Origin of the sequence: Actinosynnema sp. NPDC023658 (assembly GCF_040639995.1) — a bacterium.
Lineage (GTDB): Bacteria > Actinomycetota > Actinomycetes > Mycobacteriales > Pseudonocardiaceae > Actinosynnema.
The window spans coordinates 1-9,207 of record NZ_JBFAAX010000223.1 but is presented as its reverse complement, the minus strand read 5'-3'; the positions used below and the strand labels follow the sequence as shown (position 1 = coordinate 9,207).

Here is a 9,207-nt window from a genome sequence, read left to right as displayed (position 1 = left end):
GGTCGGGTTCATCGGCACCGGCCTGATCGCCCGCTACATCCACACCTACCTGACCGCTACCGGGTGGAGCTTCGACGAGGTCGGCGTGCACGACCTGAGCGCGGACTCCGCGAACGGCTTCCGGGAGTACGCCGAGTCCGCGGGCGACGGCGCGGTGAAGGTCCACGACAGCGCGGAGAGCCTGATCCGGAACAGCGACCTGGTCGTGTTCGCCACGGTCGCGGGCACGCCGCACGTCACCGACCCGACCTGGTTCGACCACAACCCGCTCGTGCTGCACGTGTCGCTGCGCGACCTGTCGCCCGAGGTGATCCTCGCCTCCACGAACCTGGTGGACGACGTCGAGCACTGCCTGAAGGCGAACACCTCGCCGCACCTGGCCGAGCAGCTCACCGGCAACCGCGACTTCCTGTCCGGCACGTTGTACGACGTCATGACCGGCGCGGTGACGCCACCGGCGGACCGGCCGCTGGTGTTCTCCCCGTTCGGGCTCGGCGTGCTGGACCTGGCGGTCGGCAAGCACGTCTACGACGAGGTGTCGCGGGCGGGCGAGCTGGCCGTGGTCCCGGACTTCTTCTTCGACCTCGACCGCTACGGCAAGCGCTGAGCCGCCTGACCGTGCACCTCGCCTAGGAGTCGGCGCATGCCAGTGATATCGACGCCCCAGGAGTTCAACGTGGACGACCTCTACGTGGACCTCCGGCGGCTCTCGGGCCACCCGCTGTACCTCAAGTGCGAAGGCTTCAACTTCGCCGGGTCCATCAAGCTCAAGGCGGCCAACGAGATGGTGTCCGCCGCCGTGCGCGCCGGCACCCTGCGCGAGGGCGCCACGCTGGTGGAGAGCTCGTCGGGCAACCTCGGGGTGGCGCTGGCCCTGGTGGCGGCGAGCCGCGGCTACCGGTTCCTGTGCGTCACGGACGCGCGGTGCAACCTCGCCACCAGGCAGTTGATGGAGGCGCTGGGCGCGCGGGTGCACATCATCACCGAGCCGGACCCGCAGACCGGCTACCTCGGCGCGCGCATCCGCTACGTCGAGCAGGTGTGCCGCAACGACAACCACGTGTGGCTCAACCAGTACGCCAACCCGGCGAACTGGATGGCGCACTACCAGAGCACCGGCCCGGAGATCCTCAAGAGCTTCCCCGAGGTCGACGTGGTGTTCATCGGCGCGGGCAGCACCGGCACGCTGATGGGCTGCGCGCGGTACTTCAAGGAGAACAAGCCGTCGGTGCGGATCGTCGCGGTCGACGCGATCGGCTCGGTCACCTTCGGCACGCCCGCCCAACCGCGGATGCTGCCCGGCCTGGGCACGAGCGTGCGCCCGCCGCTGCTCGACGAGTCCTTCGTGGACGAGGTGCTGCACGTGGCCGAGCGCGACACCGTGCGCGCCTGCCGGACCCTGCTGCGGCACGGGTTCCTGTTCGGCGGCTCGACCGGCACGGTGCTGTCCGGCGCGACCGACTGGTTGGCGCGCAACCGGCCCGACGGCGACGTGACCGCGGTCGCGATCGCGCCGGACCTCGGTGACCGCTACCTGGACACCGTCTACCACGACCAGTGGATCGCGGACATCTACGGCGCGGACCTGCTCGACGACGACATCGCCGCGACCGATGCCGCGACGCTTGCGAGGAGAATGCCATGACCGAAGCGGTGGACCTGCCCCTCTCCGCCGGACAGGCCGAGATCTGGTTCGACGAGAAGCTCCACGGGCGGGGCGTCGCTTACAACTCGGCGGGCTACCTCGACATCCGGGGCCCGCTGGACGTGGCCGCCCTGATCGCCGCCGCACGCGGGATGGTCGACGAGGCCGAGTGCACGCGGACCCGGTACGTGGAGGTCGACGGCGCCCCGAGGCAGGTGGTGACGCCGCTGCCGGAGCTGCCGCTCACCGAGCTCGCGCTGACCGCCGACGAGGCGGCCGACTGGATGCGCGCCGACCTGGCCACGCCGTTCTCGCTGGACGAGTTCCCGCTGTTCCGGCTGGCCGTGATCACGGTGGCCGAGGACCGGCACTTCTTCTACATGCGCATCCACCACCTGCTGTGCGACGGGTACAGCCAGGTGGTGTTCTGGCGTCGCCTGGCGGAGCTGTACGCCGGGGTGGGGGGCACGCCGATCCCGCCGTTGAGCGCGCTGCTGGACGGTGAACGCGCCTACGAGGCGTCCGCGGCGGCGGTGAAGGACCGGGACTTCTGGGCGAACGCGTTCGACGGGACGCCGGACCTGGTGAGCCTGTCCACGCGCACCGCGCCCGGCCCCGAGGTGCGGGGCTTCCTGCGCCGCACCGACGTGCTGTCGAAGGACACCGCGCAGGCGCTGCGGGAGCTGGCGAGCCGGTCGGCGTCCACGTGGCCCGCGGTCGTGCTGTCCGCGGTGGCCGTCTACACCCAGCGGCTGACCGGGGTGGGCGACGTGCTGCTCACGCTGCCCGCGACCGCCCGGATGGGCGCGACGATGCGCGCGGTGCCCGGGATGGTGGCGAACTACCTGCCGCTGCGCGTGCGGGTGCGCCCGGACGAGACCCGGTCGGACCTGCTGCGGCGGACGTCGCGCGAGCTGGCCAAGGCGCTCAAGCACCAGCGGCACCGGGTGAGCCGGATCCGCCGCGGCCTGGGGCTGGCCGGTGACGACCGGCGGCCGTTCGGCCCGTTCGTCAACATCCTGCCGCAGCAGACGACGTTCGCGCTGGGGGAGTGCCAGGTCGAGGTCAACAACCTGTCGACCGGCCTCATCGAGGACCTGATGCTGACCGTGGTGGACGCCCCCGACGGCGGGTTGGAGGTCCACCTCAACGGCAACCCCGAGCTGTACACCGACGAGGAGGCGCGGGAGCACCTGTCCCGGTTCACCGCGTTCCTGGACCGGTTCGCCCGCGCCGACGACCTCGAACCGCTGGCGCGGCTGGACGTGCTGGACCCCGCCGAGCGCTCCGAGTGGCTGGGCGCGACGACCGGCGCCACCCGCGAGGACCCGTTCACCGACGTGGTCGAGCAGGTGCGCGCGTTCGCCGCCCGCCGCCCGCACGCCCTCGCCGTGGTCGAGGACGACTTCGACGTCACCTACGCCTCCCTCGTGGCGCGGTCGAGCGCGTTGTCCCGCAAGCTCGTCGGCTCCGGCCTGGTCGGCGTGCTCGCCGCACCCGGAGCCGGGTTCGTCTCGGCGGTTCTCGGCGTCCTGGGCGCCGGTGCCGCCTACGTCCCGCTGGACACGCGCGCACCCGCCGTCCGCACGGCGCAGCTGGTGCGCGACTACGGCATCGGGCTGCTCGTCGTGGACCCGGAGCACGAAGGCCTGGCGCGGGAGATCGGCGTCGCGGCCGTCGTGCTGGACGGCGCGGAGGACACCGACCTGGCGCCCGTGCTCGGCGGACCGGACGACCTCGCGTACGTGATCTTCACGTCCGGCTCGACCGGCAAGCCCAAGGGCGCGATGGTGCACCGGCGCGGCATGGTGAACCACCTGCTGGCCAAGGTCGAGGACCTGGGGCTGACCGACCGCGACAGCGTGGTGCAGAACGCGCCGCTCACGTTCGACATCTCGGTGTGGCAGATGCTCGCGCCGCTGGTGGCGGGCGGCCGGGTGCGGGTCGTCGGCCGGGAGACCGCCGCCGACCCCGACCAGCTGTTCGGTCTGGTGGCCGACGAGCGGATCAGCGTGCTGGAGCTCGTGCCGTCGCTGCTGCGCGCCGCGCTGGACGCGTGGGACGTGGTCGGCGGGCGGCCCAAGCTGCCCTCGCTGCGGCACCTCGTGGTGACCGGTGAGGCGCTGCCGCCGGACCTGTGCCTGCGCTGGTTCGCCCGCTTCCCGACCGTGCCGCTGGTCAACGCCTACGGCCCGACCGAGTGCTCCGACGACGTGACGCACGCGTTCGTCACGATCGAGGACGCGGCGGGCACCACGCGCGTGCCGATCGGCCGCGCGGTCCGCAACACGAGCCTCTACGTGCTGGGCGACGACCTGAGCCCGGTGCCCACCGGCGTGCCCGGCGAGCTGTACGTCGGCGGTGTCGGCGTCGGCCGCGGCTACCTGGGCGACCCCCGCCGCACGGCGGCCGCGTTCACCGCCGACCCGTTCTCGGGTGGCCGCATGTACCGCACGGGCGACCGCGTGGTGCGCCGCGAGGACGGGCAGCTGGAGTTCCTGGAGCGCCGCGACGACCAGGTCAAGGTGCGCGGCCACCGGATCGAGCTGGGCGAGGTCGAGGCGACCCTGCGCGGCCTGTCCGGCATCGCTGACGCCGCCGTGCAGGTGGCGCCGGACGCGTCGGGCGGCAAGCGGCTGGTGGGGTACGTCGTCGCCGTCGACGGCCGACCGGTGGGTGACCTGCGCGCCCGGCTGGGCGAGCTGCTGCCGGAGTACCTGGTGCCGTCGGCGTTCGTGGAGCTGCCGTCGATGCCGCTGACCGCGCACGGCAAGGTCGACCGCAAGGCGCTGCCCGCACCCGACGTCACCCTCGGCACGTCCCGCGCGCCGCGCACCCCGCGGGAACGGGTGCTGTGCGAGGTCGTCGCGGAGGTGCTCGGCCTGCGCGACGTCGGCGTGGACGACGACTTCTTCACCCTGGGCGGCGACAGCATCAGCTCCATCCAGGTGGTCAGCCGGGCGCGTCGGGCCGGGGTCGTGTTCACCTCGCGGGACGTGCTCAAGCACCGCACGCCCGCCGCCATCGCCTCCATCGCCACCGACGCGGACGGCCGGGCGGTCGCCGCCGACGACGGCGTGGGCGAGATCGAGCTGACGCCGATCGCGCACCAGTTGCGGGAGGACCTGGCCGAGCTGTCGGACATCACCCGCCAGTACAGCCAGTACGTCGTGCTGCACGTGCCCACCGGGCTGGACACCGTGAAGCTGGCCGGCGCGGTGCAGGCCGTGGTCGACCACCACGACGCGCTGCGGACCAAGCTGTCCGTGTTCGAACCCGCGGGCACGCTGCCCGGCCTGTGGAGCATGGACGTGCTGCCGGTCGGCGCGGTCCGGGCCACCCAGCTGGTCCGCCGCGCCGGGGTGTCCGAGTCCGTCGACCTGGACGCGGCGGTGGCCGACGAGGTCGCCCGCGCCCGCGCGGCGCTGGCCCCCGAAGAGGGCCGCGTGGTCCAGGTCGTCCTGGTGGACAACGGCGCCGAGGCCCGGCTGGTGCTGGTGGTCCACCACCTCGCCGTGGACGGCGTCACGTGGCGCATCGTGGTGCCCGACCTGGCCGACGCGCTGGCCGGCACGCCGTTGCAGCCCGTGGGCACGTCCTACCGCCGGTGGTCGAAGGTGCTCGCGGAGCACGCCCGCACCGGCGCCCGCGTCACCGAGCTGCCGCTGTGGGTCAACCAGCTGCAACGCGGCGACGCGCCGTTGGGCGACCGCCCGCTGGACCCGTCCCGCGACACCTACGGCACCGCGCGGTCGCTGCGGCTCGTGCTGCCGACCGAGCAGACCGCGGCCCTGCTGACCACGGTCCCCGCGGTGTTCCACGCCGAGATCAACGACGTGCTGCTGGCCGGTCTCGCGGTCGCGGTCGCGGACTGGCGGCGCAAGCGGCTCGGCGCGGTCGACCCGGCGGTGCTGGTCGAGGTCGAGGGCCACGGCCCCGTGCAGGTCTCCGCCGTGCTCGACCTGTCCCCCACGGCCGGCTGGTTCACCAGCGCCTTCCCGCTGCGCCTCGACCCGGGCGAGCTGGACCGCGCCGACCTGTGGGCCGGCGGCACGAGCGCGGGCACCGCCATCAAGCGGATCAAGGAGCAGCTGCGCGCGCTGCCCGACCACGGCATCGGCTTCGGCCTGCTGCGCTACCTCAACCCGCAGACCGTCGGCGCGCTGGCCCGGTTCGGCACGCCGCAGATCGGGTTCAACTACCTCGGGCGGTTCGCCACCCCCGGCGGAGCCGGGAATCCGACCCCGGGTGACGGCCGCGAGTGGTCCCTGGACGCGGCCACCGCCATCGGCACCGGCGTGCACCCGGACATGCCGCTGCGGCACACCCTCGCGGTCACGCCGGTCACCGAGGACGGCCCGCACGGGCCGAACCTGGTGGCCGACTGGCTGTGGGCGGACGCGCTGCTGTCCGAGAGCGACGTCGAGGACATCGCCCGCACGTGGTTCCGCGCGCTGGAGGCGTTCGTCGAGCACGCCGCGCTGCCCGGCGCGGGCGGGCACAGCCCGTCGGACTTCGACCTGGTCGAGCTGACCGAGCGCGAGATCACCGACGTCGAGCGCGAGACCGGCGCGGTGCTGGACGTGCTGCCGCTCTCGCCGCTGCAGAAGGGCCTGCTGTTCCAGGCCGAGTTCGACCGCGACGGCGCGGACGTCTACACCCTCCAGGTCGTCGTGGACGTCGAGGGCGCGCTGGACGTCGCCGCGTTCCGCGCCGCGGCGGAGGCGTTGCTGCGCAGGCACCCGAACCTGCGGGCCTCGTTCCACTCCCGGCCGTCCGGTGACGCCGTGCAGGTGATCCCGGTGTCGGCGGCACTGCCGTGGGAGGAGCTCGACCTGACCGGCATGGACCCCGACGACGCCCGGCGCGAGCTGGCGCGGCTGACCGACGCGGACTGGGTGCGCCGGTTCGACATGGCCGACCCGCCGCTGCTGCGGTTCACCGCGGTCCGGCTGGGTGACGAGCGGTTCCGGCTCATCTGGGCCGTGCACCACATCCTGGTGGACGGCTGGTCGATGCCGATCTTCGCCCGCGAGCTGTTCACCCTCACCGCCAACGGCGCGGACCTCGGCGGGCTGCCGCCGGTGGCGCCCTCGCGCGGCTACCTGGAGTGGCTGGCCCGGCAGGACGCGGAGGCCGCGCGCGAGGCGTGGCGGACCGCGCTGGCCGGTGTCGACGAGGCGACCAGGATCGGCCCGGTCGACCGGCCGCGCGTCACCGATCCGCCCGCGTCGCTCGTCGTCGACCTGCCCGAGGACTTCACCCGCCGGCTGTCCGGCTGGGCGCGGGCCCGCGGGCTGACGCTGAACACCGTCATGCAGGGCGCGTGGGCGATCCTGCTCGGCCGCCTCACCGGGCGCGACGACGTGGTGTTCGGCGCGGTGCACTCGGGCCGCCCGGTGGACCTGCCGGGCATGGAGTCCATGGTCGGCCTGTTCCTCAACACGCTGCCGGTGCGGGTGCGGCTCGACCCGGCCGCGTCCGTGTCCGACCTGCTGGCCCGCGTCCAGGACGAGCAGTTCGACCTGACCCCGCACCACTTCCTCGGCCTGGCCGAGGTGCAGCAGCTGGCCGGCGTCGGGGAGCTGTTCGACACCGTGGTCAGCTTCCACAACTACCCGATGGACACCGACGGCCTGTCCGGGATCATCCCCGGCGTCCGGCTGACCGGCGCCGAGGGCAGGCTGGTCGCGGAGTACCCGTTCGCGCTCTCGGTGTACCCAGGGCGGGAGACCCGGCTGCTCGCCCAGTACCGCGCGGACATCTTCGACGAGGACCACATCCGGTCCGTCGTGGACCGCTTCACGGGCCTGCTGCGCACCCTGCTGGACGACCCGGACGCCCGGATCGGGCGGATCGACCTGCTGTCCGCCGACGAACGCGCCCGCGTCCTGCACGAGTGGGGCGGCACGATCGCGCCCGTCCCGGACGTCGTGGTCACCGACCTGTTCGAGGCCCGCGCGCACGCCGCACCCGACTCGACCGCGGCGGTGTTCGAGGGCCGGCGCCTGACCTACGCCGAGCTGAACGCCCGCGCGAACCGGCTCGCCCGGATGCTCGTCGCCCGCGGCGCCGGACCGGAGGGCGTGGTCGCGCTGGCCATGCCGCGCTCGCTGGAGATGCTGGTCGGCGTGCTGGGCGTGCTCTAGGCGGGCGCGGCCTACCTGCCCATCGACGCGAAGTACCCGGCCGACCGGGTCGACTACCTGATCACCGACGCCCGTCCCGGCGTGCTGCTGTCCACCGAGGCCGTTGCGGCCACGCTGAACGTGGACGTCGAGGTGGTCGCCGTCGACGCGGTCGACCTCGACGGCTACCCCGACGGCGACCTCACCGACGACCACCGGATCGCGCCGCTGCGCCCGCACCACCCCGCGTACGTCATCCACACCTCCGGGTCGACCGGCAAGCCCAAGGGCGTCGTGGTCGACCACGCGGGTTTCGTCGCGATGGTGCTCAGCCTGATCGACAAGTTCGGGGTCACGCCGGACACGCGGGTGCTCCAGTTCGCCTCCTACAGCTTCGACGCGACGGTGTGGGAGATGGGGCTGGCGCTGTGCGGCGGCGGCACTGTCGTGGTCGCGGGCGACGACGCGCGCGGACCCGGCCGGGCGCTGATCGACCTGATCAACGACAACGGCGTGAACCTCGCCGCCCTGCCGCCGGTGGTGGCGGGCGGCATGCCCGAGGGCACCGCGCTGCCCGCCGACCTGACCATGGTCGTCGCGGGCGAGGCGTGCCCGCCGGAGGTGGTGGCGCGCTGGTCGGTCACCCACCGCATGTTCAACGGGTACGGGCCGACGGAGTCGGTGCTGGCCGCGACGGTCGGCGGACCGCTGTCGCCGGGCGGGCGCCCGCCGATCGGCAGGCCCACCGCCGCGCACCGCGTGTACGTGCTGGACTCGCTGCTCCAGCCCGTGCCTGTCGGCGTCACGGGTGAGCTGTACGTCAGCGGCGGCCTGGCCCGCGGCTACCTGAACCGGCCGGGTCTGACCGCGGAGCGGTTCGTCGCGGACCCGTTCGGCGGTCCCGGCGACCGGATGTACCGCACCGGCGACCTGGTGAAGTGGCACCCGGACGGCCAGTTGGACTACCTCGGCCGCGCCGACGACCAGGTGCAGCTGCGCGGGTTCCGGATCGAGCTGGGCGAGGTCGAGTCGGCGCTCCTGGCGCACGAGGACGTCAACCTGGCCGTCGCGGTCGTGCGCGAGGACGACGAGGGCGACCGCAAACTGGTCGCCTACATCGTCACGGACGGGGGCGGCGCGGTCCCGGCCGGGCTGCGCGAGCGGCTGGTCGAGGCGCTGCCGGAGTACATGGTGCCGTCCGCGATCGTCGTGCTGGACGAGCTGCCGCTGACCACCCAGGGCAAGCTGGACCGCAAGGCGCTGCCCGCACCGGACTTCGCCGGCCAGGCCCGCGGGCGCGGACCGCGCAACCCGGTCGAGGAGATCCTCTGCGGCGTCTTCGCCGACGTGCTGCAACTGCCGCAGGTGGGCATCGACGACGACTTCTTCGCCCTGGGCGGGCACTCCCTGCTGGCCACGAAGGTGATCAGCCGG

The 9,207-nt window shown here is 73.5% G+C and carries 2 protein-coding genes and 2 pseudogenes; all 4 read left to right on the top strand.

The genetic code is table 11. The features are described from left to right. Window positions 1–607 (top strand): annotated as a pseudogene (locus tag AB0G02_RS21535) (2,3-diaminopropionate biosynthesis protein SbnB); the annotation flags it as partial. 36 nt (window positions 608–643) lie between these two features. Beyond that, window positions 644–1,645: a 2,3-diaminopropionate biosynthesis protein SbnA gene (gene sbnA, locus AB0G02_RS21530; RefSeq protein ID WP_360797151.1), complete on the top strand. Its 1,002-nt coding sequence runs from the start codon at window positions 644–646 to the stop codon at window positions 1,643–1,645. Beyond that, window positions 1,642–9,006: pseudogene (locus AB0G02_RS21525) on the top strand (amino acid adenylation domain-containing protein); the annotation flags it as partial. The gene sbnA and the pseudogene AB0G02_RS21525, both read left to right, overlap by 4 nt. Beyond that, window positions 8,983–9,207 (top strand): phosphopantetheine-binding protein (locus tag AB0G02_RS21520; protein WP_360797153.1); only part of this gene is annotated, 225 nt, incomplete at its 3' end. The pseudogene AB0G02_RS21525 and the gene AB0G02_RS21520, both read left to right, overlap by 24 nt.

What these genes read in the sequence shown, in the direction of transcription:
- sbnA (WP_360797151.1), top strand. Translation starts at nt 644, where the DNA reads ATGCCAGTGATATCGACGCCCCAGGAGTTCAACGTGGACGACCTCTAC.